Below are 19,228 nucleotides of genomic sequence, written 5' to 3'. Positions count from 1 at the left end.
AATATCATATTATGTATTAAGGAGATGCGTGGATGAAGATTCTTCTTACAGGTGGTACAGGGTTTATTGGATCTCAATTAATAAATGAATTTATTCGACATGAATTTCAATGTTATATTGTCACAAGAAATATAAGAACATCATCTAATCCATTTATTACTTATATTAATTGGGATCAATTAACCTCGAATTCTTTTGGTGAGTCCATTGATGTAGTCATTAACTTAGCCGGTGAATCAATAAACAGCGGTAGATGGACTAAACAATTAAAAGACAAAATTTTACAAAGTCGTTTAAAATCTACAAATATTCTAATTACATGGTTTGAAAGACAAGCCCATCGCCCAAACCTTTTTATTAATGCTAGCGCAATAGGGTTTTATGGAACCTCGGGATCAATAACTTTTAATGAAGATGACAAGCCTATTTCAAATGATTTTTTAGCATCAACTGTAAGAGAATGGGAAACTGTTGCCAGAAAAGCTGAAGAACTGGGTATTCGGACTATTCTCGCTAGATTTGGTCTTGTTTTAGGGTTAAACGATGGAGCCCTTCCAAAAATGATTTTGCCTTATAAATTGTTTATTGGTGGTCCTATCGGAAAAGGTACCCAGTGGATATCATGGATTCATGAGAAGGATGTTGTTGGACTAATACTTCATTCGATAAAAAATACCGAAATTAGAGGGCCAATCAATTTAGTGTCACCTAATCCAGTAACAATGAACGAGTTTAGCAGAAACCTTTCAGCAGCTTTACATCGACCAAATATATTGAAAGTTCCAAATTTTGCCCTTCAATTATTACTAGGTGAAATGAGTATGCTAGTTTTAGAAGGTCAAAAAGTTATGCCTTCTAAAGCCATTCAAACTAATTATAACTTTCAATTCCCAACTTTAAAAGAAGCTTTACTGTTAACTTTAAATTAGTATTTGAAAGGATTTATCATGAATCTATTATTTAAAAATGCAACCATTTTCCCCATTACATCTCAAGTTTTATATAACCATGATTTGTTAATTGAAAATGGGAAAATTAAAGAAATTGCACCTGAGATTTTTTCGATAGAAGATCAAACAATTGTCATAGAATGTGCAGGAAAACCACTTTTTCCAGGTTTTATTGATGTACACACTCACTTAGGACTATATGACGAAGGAACTGGTTGGGCTGGGAATGATGCGAATGAAACAATTGAAGTATTGACTCCACATATTCGATCAATGGATGGAATATTGCCACTTGATGTTGCTTTTACTGATGCGATCCAACATGGAATTACAACAGCTCATATTATGCCTGGTAGTGGAAATGTAATTGGTGGAACAACTTGTACAATTAAAACATATGGTAAAAGTGTCGATAAAATGATTATTCAAGAACCGTCTGGATTGAAAATCGCTTTTGGTGAAAATCCAAAAAGAACTCACAGTAACGGGAATAAAGAATCAATTACCAGAATGGGTATTATGGGAATGCTTCGTGAAGCATTCTATGAAGCTAAAAACTCGCATAACCCAGATGACTTTCGAATTTTACCAATTATTAAAGCTTTAAATAGAGAAATTCCAGTACGAATTCATGCTCATCGTGCAGATGATATTTTATCAGCTATACGTTTTGGCGAAGAATTTAACTTAGATATACGAATTGAACATTGTACAGAAGGCCATTTAATTATTGACCATCTAAAGGATCGAAACCTTCAAGTATCTGTTGGTCCTACATTAACTAGACGTTCAAAAATCGAATTAAAAAATAAATCCTGGACTACATACAAAGCTCTTGCTGATATTGGAGTAAGTGTTTCAATTACAACTGACCACCCTTATACGCCAATTCAGTATTTAAATGTATGTGCAGCTATAGCAGTTCGAGAAGGTTTACCTGAGCTCGAAGCTTTAAAAGCAATTACGATTAATCCAGCAAAAAATCTTAATTTATCTCATAGAATAGGTAGCTTAGAAATTGGTAAAGATGGCGATGTAGTATTATGGTCCCATCATCCGTTTCATTATATGGCTAAACCATTACTCACTGTCATAGATGGTAGAATTGTGTATAAAAATATCGAATAATTTTAGTTTGCAATTTGAACAAAATCGTTTATTATAGTATAGTAAGAACATTTGCGGTAAATTAAATAGAAAGTGTGAAAACACTTTTCTTATATAGTATTTTAACGGGAAAGGCAAATGGTGAGCCACCAGTAAATCGCTGGTCCTAGTGGGTTCGATTCCCACCCCGAAATTTTAGGGTGCATTAAAAAATTATTCATAGTTAATGCACTTCACAGGACTTTAAATTTTATTGTTTTAGTCCTCACAAAAATTTCGCGGGTGGCGTAACCTTCTTTCGCTACCCTTATTATGAGGAGGAGTAGAGATGCTGAAACAGCGAGATTTACAAGATTGTTCTGTACTTTTTGAACTTATGGTGCATCCTGATGTCTTTCCCTTTGTGCGCCATAAAGCAAATTCGTACGAAGAATTCTTATTTATCACAAAACAAGCAATCGAACTAGAAGAACAAGGAAAAATGATATCAAGAACAATCTTAGATGAGTGGGGTAACCCTATTGGTAACATTTCTTTACATGATATTGAAGATGGATATGGCTTTTTAGGAACTTGGTTAGGCAAACCTTTTCACGGAATGGGTTATAACAAACCAGCAAAAGACGCTTTCTTCCATGAGTTATTTCACGATTTAGGAATCAACTCAATTTTTATGCGTATTCGTAAAGTTAATAAACGCTCTTTTTATGCTGCAAGTAAACTACCATACGCATCATTAGCAAATGAATCACGTAAATGTTTATATGATGAAATCAATCAAAATGAAGAGATTTACGATCTATTTGAAATTACTAAAGACAATTATTTATTGCATACAATGCGTGAAGATTACCAACAACATGAAGTTACACATTTAAAAGAAGCATAATTTAGTATATCAGCCACAAAAAATGGAGAGACTTACTAAGGATTTTATAACTTAGCGAGGTGTTTTTTGTGGATAAACGAAAAGATAAAACGAGACGTAATTTAAGTTCTACTCAAGAAGTATTATATGCAAAGGAATTTAAAAGAGCTGATCGTGCTGCAGGTTATACTAATTTTAATGGCATAGGCAAATAATTTTATTCAAAAAGGCTTTCTTAGGAAGCCTTTTTTGTTTTTCTAAAATAACTTTATAACCAGTAATGCTCTGTATAACCATCTTGCAAAATTTACAATAACTTATTTAAATTTCACTTGATTCAATAATATAAACCGAGGACGGTCTAACATAATATTCCTTACTAAGTTTTTCTTTTATTCGATGCATTTCATCTTCAATTTTTTCTCCCCGAACAAAAGATCCCCCTTCGATTCCATTCTGATCATCTAGTAAAACATACCAAGAAAATCGAAACTCCTTCATAAAAATTCACCCTTTAAAATAAGAAACTAAAAATGACTATTTTTCATTATATTCACTAACCTCAAATTTATTTTAGTCAATCGTCTAAATAAATCATAAAAAGCTTAGAAAATAAACTGTCCTTTAAATGTTAGACGCCTACTAACATTTAAAGGACAGTTCAAAGTAATTAGTTTTATTAACAATTTTGTAATTCTTTCTTTTGAGTTAATAGTTGATAAGCATGATTAATACTTTCATTTGACGGTGGTTGAATATCTTTTAAAGGATATTTTAATCCTAATGCTTCCCATTTATAGACACCCAATTGATGATATGGTAATATTTCTACTTTTTCCACATTACTTAATTTGTTTATAAAATCACCTAGTGTTATTAGATTATCTTCTGAGTCGGTGATTCTAGGAACTAAGACATGTCTAATCCAAACCGGGATATTTTTTTTGTCCAAGTATTTTGCAAAACTTTTAATCTGCTCATTTGATTTTCCCGTAAGTTTTATATGTCCTTTTTCGTCAAAATGCTTTAAATCTAATAATACTAAATCTGTGTATTCTAATACTTCGTCTAATTTTAAAAGAAAGTTTGGATCAGTACTGAAACATCCACCAGATGTATCGATCGTTGTATGAATCCCATTTTTTCTACAAGATTTAAACAGTTCTAATAGAAAGTCTAATTGTAATAATGGTTCCCCACCACTAACCGTAATTCCACCTCCAGATGATCTCATAAATGGAATATACGTCTTGATATCCTTCATTAATTGATCAACTGACATTTCTTTACCAGCTCCAATTTTCCACGTATCTGCGTTATGACAATATTGACATCTTAATAAACATCCTTGCGTAAAAATTACATATCTAAGACCTGGTCCATCGACAGTTCCACAAGTTTCAATTGAATGTATATTTCCTGAAATCATTGTCATTCTCCTCTGAATAAATTTTTTCTTATTTAGTAAAAACATTCAAGCCTAGTGAAGTATGTCCCCCACTAGGCTTGAATCACAAAGATTATTACATAGAACTGTGGAAAGTTCTATTTATTACGTCAATTTGTTGTTCCCTAGTTAGTTTTATGAAGTTAACTGCATAACCCGAGACTCTAATCGTTAATTGCGGATATTCTTCAGGATGCTCCATCGCATCCATTAATGTTTCTCGATTGAATACATTTACGTTTAAATGATGACCACCTTTTTCTGTATATCCATCTAACATTGCTACTAAGTTCAATATTTGTGTACTTTCGTCCTTACCTAAAGCTTTTGGAACGATTGAGAATGTATTTGAAATTCCATCTTGTGCATCTTCGTAAGGTAATTTTGCTACTGAACTTAATGATGCTAGAGCTCCATTTGTATCGCGTCCATGTAACGGATTGGCACCAGGAGCAAATGGTTCACCTGCTTTTCTTCCGTCTGGTGTATTACCTGTCTTTTTACCATAAACAACATTAGACGTGATTGTTAGCACTGATGTTGTATGAATTGAATTACGATATGTTTTATGCTTTCTTACTTTTGCCATAAAGCTTTCAACAAGTTCTACAGCAAGATCATCTACAAGATCATTGTTGTTCCCGTATTTTGGATACTCTCCCTCAATTTCAAAATCAACAACGATTCCATTCTCATCGCGAATTGTTTTAACTTTTGCATGCTTAATAGCTGATAATGAATCAGCACATACTGACAATCCTGCAATACCTGTTGCCATTGTACGTTTTATATTTGCATCATGTAACGCCATCTCAATTCGTTCATAGCTATATTTATCATGCATAAAGTGGATACAATTTAATGTATTAACATATAAGCCTGCTAACCAATCTAATAAAACGTCGAACTTAATTTTTACTTCTTCATAGTCAAGATACTCAGATGTAATCGGAGCATACATAGGTGCCACTTGAGCTTTTGACTTTTCGTCTTTACCACCATTAATCGCATATAACAATGCTTTAGCAAGATTTGCACGTGCACCAAAGAACTGCATTTGTTTACCGATTGTCATAGCTGAAACGCAACATGCAATACCATAATCATCACCATATTCCGGACGCATGATATCATCATTTTCATATTGAATTGAGCTAGTTTTAATTGACATTTTAGCGCAATATTGTTTAAATCCATCTGGGAGTTTTGATGACCAAAGGACCGTTAAGTTAGGTTCTGGAGCTGGTCCTAGGTTATCCAAAGTATTTAAAAAGCGGAATGAGTTCTTTGTTACAAGTGGACGACCATCTATTCCTATTCCACCGATTGACTCTGTTACCCAAGTAGGATCGCCAGAAAATAATTCATTATAATCAGGCGTACGAGCAAACTTGACTAATCTCAGTTTCATTACAAAATGATCGACTAATTCTTGTGCGTCTTGTTCAGTTAAAGTACCTTCTTCAAGATCTCTTTCTATATAAATATCCAAAAATGTTGAAACTCTCCCTAAGCTCATAGCTGCTCCATTTTGCTCTTTTATTGCTGCTAAATAGCCAAAATATAACCATTGGAAAGCTTCTTCTGCGTTTGTTGCAGGTCTAGCAATATCAAACCCATGTTTTGTTGCCATTAGTTTTAATTCATTTAATGCACGGATTTGTTCATTTAGTTCTTCACGATCTCTTATTACTTCTTCTGACATAACACTTGTTGTTTTATTTAAAGTATCAATTTTATCTTTAATCAGTTGATCTACCCCATATAACGCTACTCTTCTATAGTCACCTATAATTCTCCCACGACCGTAAGCATCAGGTAGACCAGTAATAACACCAGAACGTCTTGCTGCTTTCATTTCTGATGTATAGGCATCAAATACACCTTGATTATGTGTTTTTCGATATTCTGTAAATATTTTGCTTATTTCATCATCAACTTTATATCCATAAGACTCGCATGATGCTTCAGCCATTCGAATTCCACCAAATGGTTGTAATGATCTTTTAAACGGTTTATCTGTTTGGAATCCAACAATTCGCTCTAATTCTTTCTCTAAGTATCCTGGTTCGTGTGAAGTAATCGTAGATACAATTTTCGTATCCATATCTAAAACTCCGCCATTTTCGCGTTCTTCTTTAGATAGTTTAAGTACTATATCCCATAGTTTGTTCGTTGCATCTGTTGGGCCTAAAAGAAACGAGTCATCCCCAACATATGATTTAACATTTTTTTGAATAAAGTCCCTTACATCAATCGTTTGTTCCCATCGTCCAGTTTCAAATTGTCTCCATTGTTCCATCGTATTACTCCTCCTCTTTTTGCATATAATACAGAAAGTTTATTAAGTATATAACAGATTACGTATCTAATTTAACATACGATGAACTGAAACAATCGTTTGTATTATGAACATATTGTGAAATATTGAACAAAGTAGTCAAAAAGCAAATCATATAAACACTTAATTCTTTCCACTAAATTACAGTTGCTTCATATATATTGTAATTCACTCTGAAAACTTTCCTGTTAAACGACAAACTGTTATACTCAAAAGATAGTAACTGTATTAACAAAATCATGAAAATTTGTGGACAAGACACTCACAATCCAAATATGCGATAATACTATGGTTAATACACAAATGAATAATCCAATTGAACAATGTTTATATAAAAGGAGTAATTTATGAATACAAAACTAAATCTTTCTAGTTCGATTAATGAAAAATTAAATTTAATATATAATGGTCAAATTCAAAAAGTTCTAAAAGAAGAGCAATTATTAATCGGAACAAAACAATATGTTTCTCAAGACAAAACGATTTTAGAGGACGCTATTACTGCCCTTCTTCTTGGTAAAAATATATTATTGAAAGGTCCAACAGGAAGTGGAAAAACGGTTTTAGCTGAGACTCTTTCAAAATTGCTTTATCAACCGATGCATAGCATAAACTGTTCAGTCGATTTAGATTTAGAAGGTATTGTTGGATACAACACAATTGCATCTAATCCGAACGGATCTGAAGTAGTTTTCATCGACGGACCTTTAATGAAAGCAATGAAAAAAGGTCATATTTTATATATCGATGAAATTAACATGGCAAAACCAGAAACATTACCATTACTACATGGTGCACTTGATTATCGAAAAATGATTACAAATCCATTTACTCAAGAAGTAGTAAAAGGTGACGAAAACTTTAGAGTAATCGCCGCAATAAATGAAGGATATGTAGGAACAAGTGAATTAAATGAAGCTTTAAAAAATCGCTTCATTATCATAGATGTTCCATATATTAACGGGGAATCACTACTTCAGTTATTAAAAGATGAATCTGAGCTAAAAGATGAGGACCTACTACAGAAATTTACAAGCTTTTCAAGTGATTTAATTCCATTAGCAAGTGAAGGCAGAATTAGTGAAGATGCGGCAAGTATTCGCGGTGTTCTTGACGCATGTGATTTATCTGTTCATATACCAGTACTTCGAGCAATTGAACGCACAATTATCGCTAAATTAAGTGATGACATTGAGCGCGAGACTGTTAGAGAACTAGCTGAAAGTTATTTTCTTTCTTGAAATGAGTGATGATTAACATATGAAACAAATCATTTTTAACAATAAAAAAATCGACGCTTCCACTTTTCTTCAAATGGAAAATTTATCGATTTCTCTTTCGAAAGATCGTAGTTCATTTTTAGAATTTGATTTTCAGGCGTATTACGACGATGAAGAACAAAAATTTACTGTCAGTCATTTTTGGGATACACAAGAGCATAGTACACAGTTACAAGGTTTGAAATCAGATGTGTACTTAAAAGCTTTAGGTAATAAACATTACTCAGATTTTAGTGAATTTAAAGATACACTAAAGGAATTACAAGAAACTCATTTAAAAAGTTTCTTCACACAATTGTTTGTCCTTCTTGAGGATATCCGACTTGAAGAGTTAATTATTCATCAAAGACCAGGTACAAGACAATTATTTTCTACGAGAAAAAGAATATATAGACATTATTTTCAATCACAATTCAAAGCAAATGAAATGCGTAATTTCCAATTAGATCAATTGTTTTGTTTAATTTATCTTTCACTTACTTCTACTCAATTAACTTATCAAACGAATGAACAACTCGAGGATATTTTGCCCATCCTCTTCCAAGCGTTTGAAGCTAAGAAAACAAGTGATATTTCTTCCATTGTATTTAGAGTGCAGCAGAGACTACTCTCATTGTATAAAGAAGATATGATTCACACATATTTTGGCTATTTACCGTTAAATAAAATTAACGAATTAGCTTCATGTAATAGTAAAGTAAAAGAGCTTCAAAATGACGACCAGCAAGAGGGTCTTGATGAAAGAAATAGCGAAGATGAAAGATTATCAACCTGGCATAGAGAAAGCAAAAATAATGAAACAGATGATAATTTTTTACGATTTGAAGTTGAAAGTGGTACAAAAACTTCTATTAAAGCAAACTTTGCACGTGAAGAAGAGGCCGGCGATCAGGCAATTGCAAATGCATTTGGTTCCTCGAAACAAGGAGAGAATAAAAAGTCAAAACAAACTGATTCATATGAGGCTACCAATTCATCCTCTTCACAGCAAAATCCTTTTGGTAAATACAATAGTAATGTTTCTATTAAATATAAAGAGGCAATTGGGCAAACAGTTACCGAAAAGAAACAGTATTCTACACTGTCTTCAATGGTATCTAAAGATGTTAAAGAACTAAGAAAAACGATTGAAAAATCATTAGAAAATAAACAAAATGCACCTACTGATAAATACTATGGTAGGCTAAATAAAAAATGGATTCGACTTTTCACAGAAGAACATCCTAAAATGTTTTATAAAAAACAAACTGAATCGAAAGAATTAGATGCTGTTTTCTACTTATTAGTTGATTGCTCGGGATCGATGTTTAATAAAATGGATGAAGTGAAAAAAAGCGTCATTTTATTCCATGAAACATTAAAACAATTAAAAATCTCTCATAGCATTAGTGGCTTTTGGGAGGATGCTTCAAATGCTACAAAAGAAAACAAACCAAATATTTTACATCAAGTCATTCCGTTTTCAAGCTCTTTATCACCTTCAGTAGGTCCAAATATCATGCAGCTTCAAGAAGAAGAGGATAATCGTGACGGCTTAATGATTCGAATTGTTTCAGAAGAACTCGCTAAACGTTCGGAAAAGCATAAATTTTTGCTCGTATTTACAGATGGTGAACCTTCAGCATTAGATTATTTCCAGGATGGGATTATCGATACGCATGAAGCAGTTAAACAAGCTAGAAAACTTGGAATTGAGGTAATCGGTACTTTCATTGAGGAAGAAGAACATCAAGAAGAAACTTCACAATTAATGAAAAATATTTATCAGCACCATTACTTAATCGCCTCAAATGCAGAGGATTTAAGACTTCAATTAAAACCAATGTTAAAAAAATTATTATTAAGAAGCATAGAATAAGATAGTTGTCCATAAAATGAAAAGAAATAGGCTTACTAGTAGCCTATTTCTTTTTATTTTATAAGAAGTTAGAATAATATTTTGTCGAACAGATTTACATAACGAAATCGTATTTCCTATTGATTTTTAAAATTAAACGGAGTACGATAAATTTTGACGACTTAGAGAGATGCATATTTAAAGAAAAGCTAGTGAATAACCGCTAGTTTGTTTTGTATTTAAGGGGGATTAGGACTATGCCTACTTCAATTAAAGCAACATTTTCACGTGTACGATTCGTATTACTAGTTGCGTTAGTAGTTTGGCTAAAAACGTATATTGTTACTCTGTTTGGATTCGATTTAAAAATTGATACAGTCTTTCAAAATGTAATACTATTTATTAGCCCTTTGGCATCCTCATTATTCCTTGTAGGAATCGCACTTTTTTTCAAAGGGAAAAAACGGAATACGATCGCGCTTTTGATTAATTTCATTTTAACCTTGCTATTATGTGGAAACGTTTTATTTTACGGATTCTTTAACGACTTCATAACATTACCAGTGCTGTTCCAAACTAGTAATATGGGTGATTTAGGATCAAGTGTAAAAGAACTAGCAAGCTTTAAAATTCTTTTTATGTTTATTGATATTCTTATCCTATATTTGATCTCAAAGAAATTTCCTAAATTTTCAAACACTGGTCGAGTACCTTCATTTATGAAGTCAACTTACTATTTAATTACGATTGCAATTGCAGTTTTAAACTTAGGTTTAGCTGAAATGGAAAGACCTGAATTGCTTACTCGTTCGTTTGATCGTGAAATGCTTGTAAAAAATCTTGGATTATATGTTTACCAAGGTTATGATTTATCACTTCAAACAAAGACTTCAACACAGAAGGCCTTTGCAGATAGCAGTAAATTAACTGAAATTGAAAACTATGTAAATAGTAACGGCGCAAAAGCAAATGCAAAGCTTTTCGGTAAATATAAAGGTAAAAATGTTATTGTTATTTCTTTAGAATCAATGCAAAATTTCACAATTGGCGCAAAGGTTAATGGTAAAGAAATAACTCCATTTTTAAATAAATACATTAAAGAAAGTTTCGATTTTGACCACTTCTATCACCAAACTGGTCAAGGAAAAACATCTGATGCTGAGTTCATTATTGATAACTCTTTATATCCATTAGACCGGGGAGCTGTCTATTTTACACATGCAAATAACGAATTTATGGCTACACCTGAAATTTTAAAAGATCAAGGATATTATTCAGCTATTTTCCATGCAAATAATAAAAGCTTTTGGAATCGAAATATAATGTACCCTTCTTTAGGTTACGATCGCTACTTTAATGAAGTAGATTATAATATTACCGACGAAAACTCAGTAAACTGGGGATTAAAGGATGAAGATTTCTTTGAACAATCACTTCCTCTTTTATCACAAGTGAAGCAACCGTTCTATACTAGATTCTTAACTTTATCAAACCACTATCCTTTCGTACTTGATCCACAAGATCAATACATTGATCAATATAATTCTGGTGACGAGACACTTGATCGTTATGTAACGACAGTACGATATATGGATGAGTCAATTAAACATTTTATTGAAGGTCTGAAAAAATCAGGTCTATATGATAATACAATTCTTGTTATGTATGGTGATCATTATGGTATCTCTGAAAACCACAATCGAGCAATGGCTCAGTTCTTAGGTAAAGAAGAAATTACTCCATATGACCATATGGATTTACAACGTACGCCACTTATTATTCATTTACCTAAGCAAAAACAAGGTCAAACAATCTCAAAGGTTGCTGGTCAAATTGATGTAAAACCTACGATTCTACATCTGTTAGGCGTTGATACAAAAACAGATATTGAATTTGGTAAAGATCTATTTAGCCCGGATTATTCGGAATTCATTGTTTTCCGTGACGGAAGCTTCGTTACAAGTAAATATTATTATGTAGCTGGCTCTAATGAATTTTATAATCGATTAACTGCTGAAAAAGTAGAAGTTCCTGATCAAGAAGCGAAACTATTAATAGATAAAGCAAAAAAAGAGCTAACACTTTCAGATAATATTGTTTACGGTGATTTATTCCGTTTCTACAGTGGCAACAAGCATAAAACAGGTACAATGCAAACAATAACTGAACCAAATCAGTAAAGGGTACTTCAAAAGAACCTCAAAGTCTGAAAATCAAATTTTTAGTATTTTATCTATACACCCAGAGATGCTTTTACAAGCATCTCTTTTTGTTATAATATGGTATTTATACATAAGTTTTTTAATTAAAATATAGTGGGAGGATATTAATTGTATAAAAACTCTAAGTTATTATTTTGGACGATCGAACTACTATTATTATTCTTAGTCTTATTCGTTGGAACAAAAATATCATTCTTATTTCAACCAATTGCTATTTTAATTAGTACTTTATTCGCGCCAATACTTGTCTCAATCTTTCTATATTTCCTATTTGCACCAATAGTTGATTTTTTAGAGCGAAAAAAAGTGCCCCGTTCAATAGGCATCCTTCTTCTCTATCTCGGATTAATCCTAATTGCTGTAGTATCTATCATTAATGTATTCCCAACCTTAACTGAACAATTTAAAGATTTAGTAAATAATATGCCAACAATTGTAAATGAAGCAACAAATAAGATTGGCCTATTAGAGAAGTGGTTAGGAAGTCAAAATTACGTTGAAATTAAAGATTTAGAAAAGAAAGTTGCAGACTATGCCCTAGTATTTATCGGCGGCATAACTGGTGGAATTGGTGCGTTTTTCAATATTTTAAGTAATGTCACGCTAATCATATTAACAGTTCCATTTATACTGTTTTATATGTTTAAAGATGGTCATAAATTTCCAGCTGCGATGTCTCGTTTTTTACCGCAAAGCTTAAGGAATGAAGCAATTCATATTGCAAATGAAACAAGCGAAACATTGGCTTCATACATTCAAGGTCAAACGATTGTTTGTATTTTTGTTGGAATTGGAACATTTATTGGATATAGTATTATCGGTATACCTAATGCCTTAATTTTAGCGTTAGTAGCTGCTATTACAAATATTATCCCTTACTTTGGCCCGTTTATAGGTGGAGCTCCTGCAGTGATCGTTGCAGCTCTAATTTCTCCAAAATTAGCTTTATTCGTTGTACTAATCATTTTAATTGTTCAACAAATTGATTCAAACTTAATCTCACCATATATCATGGGGAAAAAGTTAAATATTCATCCTTTAACGATTATTCTATTATTATTATTCGCTGGTAACTTTGCTGGTGTACTTGGTATGGTTTTGGCTGTGCCAACATATGCAATTTGTAAAGTAGTGATTGTTAATATATCTAGGATCATTAATTTAAGGAAAAAAGCAAAGTTCGCAGATAAGATTATTGATGACGACATTGAAACCAATATCGAAATAAACATTAACAATGATAACGATCCAAAAGAATAAATAAGAGCAAGAATAATGAAGCTTGAGTGATATTCACTCTAAACACTTCCTTTATTCCTGCTCTTTCTTTTTACAATTTAAACGTCTCTCTTCCCTGCTCTCTATTTAAGAGCCATTCTTTCCTCCACAGTCCACCAGCATAGCCTGTTAGCTTACCATTTGAACCAATAATGCGATGGCATGGAACGATGATACTTAATGGATTTCTTGCATTTGCATTCGCAACAGCTCTTACTGCCTTCGGGTTCCCTATACGATTAGCAATATCTGCATATGAAGCAGTTTCTCCATATTTAATTTTAACTAGTTCCCGCCACACACTTTCTTGAAAAGGAGTACCTTTTGCTATTGATTGAATACTAAATTCCTTCCTAGATCCACTAAAATATTCTATCAATTCATTTCCTGCATCCTTCAAAGAAGATGGCACTATTTTTTGAATTTCGTCTTTCTCTTCTTTGACAAAATCAATAAATGCTACTCCTTTTTCATTCCCAACGATTCTTAATGTACCTAACGGAGTGTCTATATAAGCTGTATCTAATTGATTCATAAATCATTCTCCTATATATTAAATTAGATTATCTAAATTTGGAAAATACTCCATTGCTTCAATACATTGATTATAACCGTTTCGCTTATAAAAATTAACACCTTGCTCGCTTGGCCAAACAATAACAAATTCGAACTTCATTTCGCCTACCCATTTATTAACTTGGGAGATTAATTTTCCGCCAATCCCCTTCCCTCGATAATCCTTTAATGTATAGACATTCGTCATGAAAGCAAAAGGTTTAGTTACCCTACCAGGTCGGGGTACTTTTTGAATAAGTTCAATATAAATATGGGAAACAATTGTACCTTCTATTTCAGCAATCCATATATACCACTGTTTACTTTTCATTGCATTTAGTAAGAAATCACGACATTCACTGTAAAAGTCATTGTATTCGCTCTCTTTAATTCTTCCCGTCTCGTAATCTTCCAAAGTAAAGTCCCATCTCATCTTAATTAACTGCTCAATATCTATTATTTCTGCCAACCTTAAATTCATTTTATCTCCCCTTAATCCTCTGTACCTAAAACATCGGTATTAGGTGGAATATAACCCATCTGTCGAGCCATCGCGACAATTTGTCCTTTATGATGATATTCATGTGTGATCGTATGTACTAGCAATTTCATCGGTGTGATAGATACTTCTTCATTATGATTTCTCCATGGAATCTTTCTAACAATTGGTTTATTCAAACGATCAACTGTCATATCCAATAATTCACTCACGAATAAATCAGCTTGTTCAAATCTTGATTTAATATCATCAAGACTAAGATTTACAACGTTTTCCTTTGGCGTAATTGGCTTTTTCGTTTTCAATAAAATAAAAGATCCAATCCATGCAATATAACATTCAGCCATATGTAGTAAAGTTTCTCTAACACTTTGGAAACCAAACCCATCTAATTTACGAGAAAAATCCTCTGGCTTTAATTCACCACAAAAATTTAACAATGCCTCACGATTTTCTTTTACCCATTGATATTCCTTCAGATTCACTACAGTCACCTCTTACAATTTTGATTAATTAAGCTATTCTACTAAGCGGTAAAAATTACCTTTAAGTGAAAAAATAAAAGGCCTGTATATATCTACAGACCTTGTTTTGTTTATACAAATAACTTTAAACTTACTTGAACAATTAATAAAACAGAAACTGAAATTAATAGAATTCTGGCTAACTTCATTGGAACAAATTCTGCAAATCTTAACCCTACTTGATTACCAACAATTGAAGCAGCAGCCATCGTCACAGCAATTTTCCATTGGAAGTGCCCTGTCATATAAAATATGATAAATGCTGATAAACAACTCCCAAAATTTAATACTCTAGCCAACTGAACTGCATTAACATAAGTAAATCCTTTTTTAATAAAATACAAGATTGCAAATGTTGAAGAACCTGGACCGAAGCCCCCGTCATAAACACCAATCCCCGTTAAGATACCCCTATCTAGCAATGTTTGCTTTTCAACACCACTTTTATTCGTAGTTTCATAGTTCCACTTTTTACTTGCAAACGTTAACCATAATGAACCAGTTAATAAAACTAATGCCACGATATTCATTACATGTTCATCTAACATACTCGTTACAAATGCACCAATTCCCCCACCAATAAACGAAACGAATATAAATTGAAAAATGACTGTGGCCTTAAAATCTTTCTTTTTAATTGTATAAAGGATACTACTAAACGACCCCAAACCTGAGGCAAACTTGTTTGTGGCAATACCCGTTTGAATAGGAATGCCAAGAAAAATCATCATCGGGAGTGTAATTAATCCTCCACCACCTGCTAATGTTCCAACTACTGCTGCACCGATTCCTAAAATAAAAAGTAATAATAGTGAGTCCATTTTCCTATCTCCCTTTTTTGCGTCTATCCTTACTATACACAAAATATTCGAAAAAAGGGAAACTAAAGACCTCATTATATGTGGTTGATTATGGAATAGCAGGACTAAGGAGAAAAATTAAAAGGGGTTGGGGACTTTATCACTAAAGTGATGAACGTGGTACTGAATTTGCATGTCGACTAAAAAACGGACACACTGAAATAATTCTAATGTAAAATTATATTTAGTATCTTAGGTCGGGAGTGTGTTTAATGAGTCATCATGATAAAAAATTCAAATTACAACAAATGAAAACTAGCCCCGAGATACCTCCCCTTTCCATACGCTATTTTACAGCGATCTAATTTTTTTACAATTAAAAAGGGCTTGCCCATCTGTCAATTAACTTGACAAATGGACAGCCCACTATAGTTAAAAAATACTCAAATTATATCGTGAAGCCAGTAACTCTAATAATTTTATACCGGCTATACTATTTCCTTTTTCATCAAGCGACGGTCCATAAACACCAATTCCAAATCGGCGAGGTACTGCACCCAAAACGCCTCCAGAAACACCACTTTTAGCAGGAATTCCAACTTTAATTGCAAACTCACCCGATGCATTATACATGCCACAAGTAACCATAAAAGTGTTACAAATCTTTGCTACTTTTTCAGGTATAAGCTGCGTTTTAGAAATTGGATCCCAGCCATCAAGTGCAAAAATAAGTCCAATTCTCGCTAATTCTAAACAGTTTACTTCGATTGAACATTGTTTTGTATATAAATCTAATAACAATTCAACATCTTCAGTAATAATTCCATACTCTTTCATAAAGTAACAAAGCGATCTGTTCAAGTGCGCTGTTTCAAATTCTGATTTCGCAACCTCTTTCGAATAAGATAGATTTTTATTATCTGTTAAAACCCTCATAAAGTTTAATAGTCGATTAAAGCGATCATTTATACTATGACCTTTAATCATACTTGTAACTGCCAAAGCCCCTGCATTAATCATTGGATTTAACGGCTTTCCAGCAGATCTAACTTCTAATTTTGCAATTGAATTAAACGGATCACCTGTAGGCTCCATCCCTACTCGCTCAAAAACAAAATCTTCTCCACGATCCATTAAAACTAAAGCTAACGAAATTACCTTCGAAATACTTTGCAAAGTAAAACGAGTGCTCGTATTACCCGCTTCAAAATGTCGCCCATCAGGCAAAAACACAGCCAATGATAAATCCTTTTTATTTGCCTTTGCAAGAGCAGGAATATAATTGGCTACCTTTCCATACTGAATAAACTCCTTTGCCTCTTCAATAAGAACTTTCAATTCCTCCATATCGTGAACTTCTTTTTCCTCTCGAAATCCATTCTGCGTCATAAAATCACCTGTTCATTTCATTTTTAAGGGAAAAGACATTCTCAAAATCACTTTATATGAGTATGCCTGCAACAATTAACTCCCTACCTATTCTTCACGTTTTTCTTATCTACTTCTCCTACCAGACCTGCCCTCATTTCTTGATCCCCCTGTACTTCTTGAATTTCCCGTATTTCCTGTTCTTTCCGCTCTACCTGCATTTCTTGATCTATCTGCCCTGCTTGCATTCCCTGTTCTTTCCGCTCTACCTGCATTCCCTGTTCTTTCCGCTCTACCTGCATTTCCTGATCTTTCCGTTCTGCCTGCATTTCCCGTTCTTTCCGTTCTGCCTGCATTTCCCGTTCTTTCCGCTCTGCCTGCATTTCCTGTTCTTTCTACTCTGCCTGCATTTCCCGTTCTTTCCGCTCTACCTGCATTTCCTGATCTTTCCGTTCTACCTGCATTTCCCGTTCTTTCCGTACTGCCTGCATTTCCCGTTCTTTCCGCTCTGCCTGCATTTCCTGTTCTTTCTACTCTACCGGCATTTCCCGTTCTTTCCGCTCTACCTGCATTTCCTGATCTATCCGTTCTGCCTGCATTACCCGTTCTTTCTGCTCTGCCTGCATTACCCGTTCTTTCCGCTCTGCCCGCATTTCCCGTTCTTTCTGCTCTGCCTGCATTACCCGTTCTTTCCGCTCTGCCTGCATTACCCGTTCTTTCCGCTCTGCCTGCATTTCTCGATCTTTCTGTTCTGCCTGCATTTCTCGATTTTTCTGTTCTGCCTGCATTTTCTGTTCGATCCACTCTACCTGAACTTTCTCCTCTTTCCATTTCGATTCTCTTAATTGAAAGATTAAGCTCTTTTTCAATTACTCTCATATCTTGAAAATCTTTTGGAGTAGCAAATGTAATCGCAATACCAGTATCTCCTGCACGTCCTGTTCTACCAATGCGATGTACATAGCTTTCTGTATCCATTGGTAGATCATAGTTGAACACGTGAGTAACACCTTCGACATCAATTCCTCTGGCTGCTACATCTGTTGCGACAAGATATTGTATTTTAGCTTCGCGGAACAATTTCATAACTTTTTCGCGTTTGCCTTGTGTTAAATCTCCGTGTAGTTCTTCAGATAAAAGACCTTTTCCTTTAAGCTGTTCATTTAATTTATTAGCTCTTCTTTTTGTTCTACAAAATATGATTGCTAGAAACGGTTCTGCTTCTTTGATTTGATTCAATAAGGCATTGAATTTTCCGCGATCTGTTGTTTCAATAATTAATTGTTCAATTTCATCTAATGTAATTCTTTTAGCCTTAACTTTAATAATTTCTGGTTTTTTCATGTAACGCTTTGCAAGTGATTGGATTTGATCTGGCATCGTAGCAGAAAATAATAAGGTTTGTCGCGATACAGGAGTTTGATTGATAATATCTTCTACCTCGTGTAAAAATCCAATATGTAACATTTGGTCTGCTTCATCGAGCACTAGAAAATCAACTTTATCTAATTTTATTGTTCCTCGTCTCAAATGGTCTAAAAGTCTACCAGGTGTTGCAATGATTATATGTGCACCACTTTTTAGTTTACGAGCTTGTTGTTCAACATCTTGTCCTCCGTACACAGCAAGTACTCCAAAATCATCACTAACAATCCTTTTAGCCTCAGCAGTTATTTGTAGAGCCAACTCTCTTGTTGGTGCAACGACTAATGCTTGTGTATGTGGTAATTCTAAATTAATTCGTTCAAGGATTGGAAATAAGAATGCAAATGTTTTACCAGTCCCTGTTTGTGCTTGGCCTATTAAATCCTTTCCTTCAAATACGATTGGAATTGCCTTCTCTTGAATCGGGGTCGGCTCAGTAATACCTAACTCCGTTAAATACTCAGTCAATTCTTCACTTAAACCTAAACTAGAAAATTTATTCATTATATTTACCTTACTTTCTATATTCTATCATTAATAATAATGGTTGTTTCATATATTTGTTCAAAAAATTGTTCAAAAAATGTCTTATCCATTGTATCACAACGTTTATTAATCTTTTAATAATAATCCTCTTTAACTGAATTAGTAAATTCGGTCAGAATTCTTCTGCATCAAGTTATTTTTCTCAATCTTTCGGTGAAATAAACAAGTATTTATAAAAAAA

17 protein-coding genes are annotated in these 19,228 nt (G+C 33.4%); 8 read left to right on the top strand and 9 right to left on the bottom strand.

Annotation, left to right across the window (positions count from 1 at the left end; translation table 11 throughout):
• Positions 1–32 precede the first annotated feature (32 nt).
• From CN514_RS11270 to CN514_RS11255, 4 genes are all read left to right on the top strand, one after another.
• The gene (locus CN514_RS11270) at positions 33–929 is read left to right on the top strand and encodes a TIGR01777 family oxidoreductase (RefSeq protein ID WP_098232661.1); all 897 of its coding nucleotides are present in this window, start codon (positions 33–35) and stop codon (positions 927–929) included.
• 18 nt (positions 930–947) lie between these two features.
• On the top strand, positions 948–2,078 hold the full coding sequence (locus CN514_RS11265) for an amidohydrolase (RefSeq protein WP_025671592.1): 1,131 nt from the start codon (positions 948–950) through the stop codon (positions 2,076–2,078).
• 307 nt (positions 2,079–2,385) lie between these two features.
• A complete protein-coding gene (locus tag CN514_RS11260) occupies positions 2,386–2,946 on the top strand; it encodes a GNAT family N-acetyltransferase (RefSeq protein ID WP_025671591.1) in 561 nt (186 codons plus the stop codon).
• A gap of 68 nt (positions 2,947–3,014) precedes the next feature.
• The gene (locus tag CN514_RS11255; protein ID WP_069035250.1) at positions 3,015–3,140 is read left to right on the top strand and encodes a YfhE family protein; all 126 of its coding nucleotides are present in this window, start codon (positions 3,015–3,017) and stop codon (positions 3,138–3,140) included.
• 106 nt (positions 3,141–3,246) lie between these two features.
• Here CN514_RS11255 and CN514_RS11250 read toward each other — a convergent pair whose 3' ends face one another.
• From CN514_RS11250 to pflB, 3 genes are all read right to left on the bottom strand, one after another.
• The gene (locus tag CN514_RS11250; RefSeq protein WP_091023201.1) at positions 3,247–3,426 is read right to left on the bottom strand and encodes a hypothetical protein; all 180 of its coding nucleotides are present in this window, start codon (positions 3,424–3,426) and stop codon (positions 3,247–3,249) included.
• Positions 3,427–3,604: 178 nt separating this feature from the next.
• A complete protein-coding gene (pflA, locus tag CN514_RS11245) occupies positions 3,605–4,354 on the bottom strand; it encodes a pyruvate formate-lyase-activating protein (protein WP_098232660.1) in 750 nt (249 codons plus the stop codon).
• Between the two features lie 94 nt (positions 4,355–4,448).
• The gene (gene pflB / locus CN514_RS11240; RefSeq protein ID WP_098232659.1) at positions 4,449–6,674 is read right to left on the bottom strand and encodes a formate C-acetyltransferase; all 2,226 of its coding nucleotides are present in this window, start codon (positions 6,672–6,674) and stop codon (positions 4,449–4,451) included.
• A 386-nt stretch (positions 6,675–7,060) separates the two neighbouring features.
• Here pflB and CN514_RS11235 point away from each other — a divergent pair, with 386 nt between their 5' ends.
• The 4 genes from CN514_RS11235 (at position 7,061) to CN514_RS11220 (ending at position 13,312) form a co-directional block, all read left to right on the top strand.
• Positions 7,061–7,954 carry an ATP-binding protein gene (locus CN514_RS11235; RefSeq protein ID WP_098232658.1) on the top strand — a complete coding sequence of 298 codons (894 nt, stop codon included), beginning with the start codon at positions 7,061–7,063 and terminating at the stop codon, positions 7,952–7,954.
• A 19-nt stretch (positions 7,955–7,973) separates the two neighbouring features.
• Positions 7,974–9,851: a vWA domain-containing protein gene (locus tag CN514_RS11230; protein WP_098232657.1), complete on the top strand. Its 1,878-nt coding sequence runs from the start codon at positions 7,974–7,976 to the stop codon at positions 9,849–9,851.
• A 236-nt stretch (positions 9,852–10,087) separates the two neighbouring features.
• Complete coding sequence (locus CN514_RS11225) at positions 10,088–12,010, top strand: LTA synthase family protein (RefSeq protein WP_098232656.1); 1,923 nt, start codon at positions 10,088–10,090, stop codon at positions 12,008–12,010.
• 150 nt (positions 12,011–12,160) lie between these two features.
• The gene (locus CN514_RS11220; protein WP_098232655.1) at positions 12,161–13,312 is read left to right on the top strand and encodes an AI-2E family transporter; all 1,152 of its coding nucleotides are present in this window, start codon (positions 12,161–12,163) and stop codon (positions 13,310–13,312) included.
• A 70-nt stretch (positions 13,313–13,382) separates the two neighbouring features.
• On the opposite strand, the gene CN514_RS11215 is transcribed toward CN514_RS11220, so the two are convergent.
• From CN514_RS11215 to CN514_RS11190, 6 genes are all read right to left on the bottom strand, one after another.
• A complete protein-coding gene (locus tag CN514_RS11215) occupies positions 13,383–13,865 on the bottom strand; it encodes a methylated-DNA--[protein]-cysteine S-methyltransferase (protein ID WP_098232654.1) in 483 nt (160 codons plus the stop codon).
• 18 nt (positions 13,866–13,883) lie between these two features.
• Complete coding sequence (locus CN514_RS11210) at positions 13,884–14,366, bottom strand: GNAT family N-acetyltransferase (RefSeq protein ID WP_098232653.1); 483 nt, start codon at positions 14,364–14,366, stop codon at positions 13,884–13,886.
• Between the two features lie 11 nt (positions 14,367–14,377).
• Positions 14,378–14,869 carry a DinB family protein gene (locus tag CN514_RS11205; protein ID WP_098232652.1) on the bottom strand — a complete coding sequence of 164 codons (492 nt, stop codon included), beginning with the start codon at positions 14,867–14,869 and terminating at the stop codon, positions 14,378–14,380.
• 110 nt (positions 14,870–14,979) lie between these two features.
• Positions 14,980–15,729, bottom strand: a complete 750-nt coding sequence (locus CN514_RS11200) for a sulfite exporter TauE/SafE family protein (protein ID WP_098232651.1) — start codon at positions 15,727–15,729, stop codon at positions 14,980–14,982.
• A 411-nt stretch (positions 15,730–16,140) separates the two neighbouring features.
• A complete protein-coding gene (glsA, locus tag CN514_RS11195) occupies positions 16,141–17,097 on the bottom strand; it encodes a glutaminase A (protein ID WP_098232650.1) in 957 nt (318 codons plus the stop codon).
• Between the two features lie 105 nt (positions 17,098–17,202).
• Positions 17,203–19,005, bottom strand: a complete 1,803-nt coding sequence (locus tag CN514_RS11190; RefSeq protein ID WP_098232649.1) for a DEAD/DEAH box helicase — start codon at positions 19,003–19,005, stop codon at positions 17,203–17,205.
• Positions 19,006–19,228: the final 223 nt, after the last annotated feature.

It is taken from the genome of Bacillus sp. AFS001701, assembly GCF_002559405.1.
GTDB lineage: Bacteria > Bacillota > Bacilli > Bacillales > Bacillaceae_G > Gottfriedia.
Note: the sequence above shows the minus strand (reverse complement) of the source record. Positions and strands in the feature narration are given on the sequence as shown.

Coding starts and splice junctions, on each gene's coding strand:
- CN514_RS11270 (WP_098232661.1), top strand. CDS start 33: ATGAAGATTCTTCTTACAGGTGGTACAGGGTTTATTGGATCTCAATTA.
- CN514_RS11265 (WP_025671592.1), top strand. CDS start 948: ATGAATCTATTATTTAAAAATGCAACCATTTTCCCCATTACATCTCAA.
- CN514_RS11260 (WP_025671591.1), top strand. CDS start 2,386: ATGCTGAAACAGCGAGATTTACAAGATTGTTCTGTACTTTTTGAACTT.
- CN514_RS11250 (WP_091023201.1), bottom strand. CDS start 3,426: ATGAAGGAGTTTCGATTTTCTTGGTATGTTTTACTAGATGATCAGAAT.
- pflA (WP_098232660.1), bottom strand. CDS start 4,354: ATGATTTCAGGAAATATACATTCAATTGAAACTTGTGGAACTGTCGAT.
- pflB (WP_098232659.1), bottom strand. CDS start 6,674: ATGGAACAATGGAGACAATTTGAAACTGGACGATGGGAACAAACGATT.
- CN514_RS11235 (WP_098232658.1), top strand. CDS start 7,061: ATGAATACAAAACTAAATCTTTCTAGTTCGATTAATGAAAAATTAAAT.
- CN514_RS11230 (WP_098232657.1), top strand. CDS start 7,974: ATGAAACAAATCATTTTTAACAATAAAAAAATCGACGCTTCCACTTTT.
- CN514_RS11225 (WP_098232656.1), top strand. CDS start 10,088: ATGCCTACTTCAATTAAAGCAACATTTTCACGTGTACGATTCGTATTA.
- CN514_RS11215 (WP_098232654.1), bottom strand. CDS start 13,865: ATGAATCAATTAGATACAGCTTATATAGACACTCCGTTAGGTACATTA.
- CN514_RS11210 (WP_098232653.1), bottom strand. CDS start 14,366: ATGAATTTAAGGTTGGCAGAAATAATAGATATTGAGCAGTTAATTAAG.
- CN514_RS11200 (WP_098232651.1), bottom strand. CDS start 15,729: ATGGACTCACTATTATTACTTTTTATTTTAGGAATCGGTGCAGCAGTA.
- glsA (WP_098232650.1), bottom strand. CDS start 17,097: ATGACGCAGAATGGATTTCGAGAGGAAAAAGAAGTTCACGATATGGAG.
- CN514_RS11190 (WP_098232649.1), bottom strand. CDS start 19,005: ATGAATAAATTTTCTAGTTTAGGTTTAAGTGAAGAATTGACTGAGTAT.